We start from the raw sequence: 1,079 nt of genomic DNA on the forward strand, positions 1-1,079 counted from the left end.
TCCTGTTCTTACCGAAAATTACCAAAATTCATAAATTGTTATCGTTTACAAAGTAATATATTGTTAACTTGTTCCGTTATATATATTTCATTTTCCAAGACTTTAAGTTTGTAGCTCTCAATAATTTTTCTGTCATGTTTCTTTAATAATTCATCAAATCCATAGGCAGTATCCTTTTTCTTTGGAAACCGAATAGAACTGTCAAAAGATTTCACAAACTTAAGCCCAGCTTCTAAGCTTATCTGTTTCCATTCATCCTTTGTATAAAACTTAATATGACCATCATTTTTGAGCTGCATATATTCGTCCACAAACTGACTGGTATCATCAGCATTCGGTGCCGGGTCTGAAATAAACAAAAAGCCTCCTGATTTTAAAACACGGCTTACTTCTGATATACTTTTCTCTATATCTGGAAAATGATGCAGCGCATATCTCGAAACAACCATGTCAAATTCACTGTCTTCAAACGGAAAGTTAACACCATCATAAGTGATAAAGTTAATATTACTAATCCTTTGTTTTTCAGCCTTAACCCTATTAATCTCTAATGCTTTTTCTACAATATCTAATCCAAATATAAATGCATTTGGATATTTCTCCGCAATAGAAAAAGCCAAATAACCGCTTCCGGTTCCCAGATCTAATATCTTCATTTCAGATTTAATCGGTAAAAACTCAAGAATTAATTTTAAATGTTGCTCATCTTGTGTCTGTTTATTATAAAAATCTCCAGAAGAAAAACTATTCTCAAATGCCTGCTTGGTGGCAGCAATACTACTCTCAATTGCCTGCTTTGCGGCAACAATACTATTCGCTTTCCCCTGCTTTGCGGCAACAATACTACTCTCAATCGCCTGCTTTGCGGCAACAATACTATTCGCTTTCCCCTGCTTTGCATCCTCTATACTATTTTTATTTTCTATCATAATCATCTCACTTTCCATTATAAAAATAATATTTTAATAAATTATAAATATAAGCGGACAACCTTATGAGTAATATATTGAATATTTATAATTCTAAAACAATATTCCATGCCGCTCTATAAAATCAATTTTACTTATAATCTATATATA

Annotated in this window: 1 protein-coding gene; it reads right to left on the minus strand. The window is 31.9% G+C overall.

Going from position 1 to position 1,079, the window contains the following annotated elements; all coding sequences use genetic code 11:
• Nucleotides 1–38 precede the first annotated feature (38 nt).
• Nucleotides 39–929: a methyltransferase domain-containing protein gene (locus ACH2DQ_RS13915; RefSeq protein ID WP_395027134.1), complete on the minus strand. Its 891-nt coding sequence runs from the start codon at nt 927–929 to the stop codon at nt 39–41.
• Between the last annotated feature and the right edge of the window lie 150 nt (nt 930–1,079).

Source organism: Robinsoniella sp., assembly GCF_034124845.1.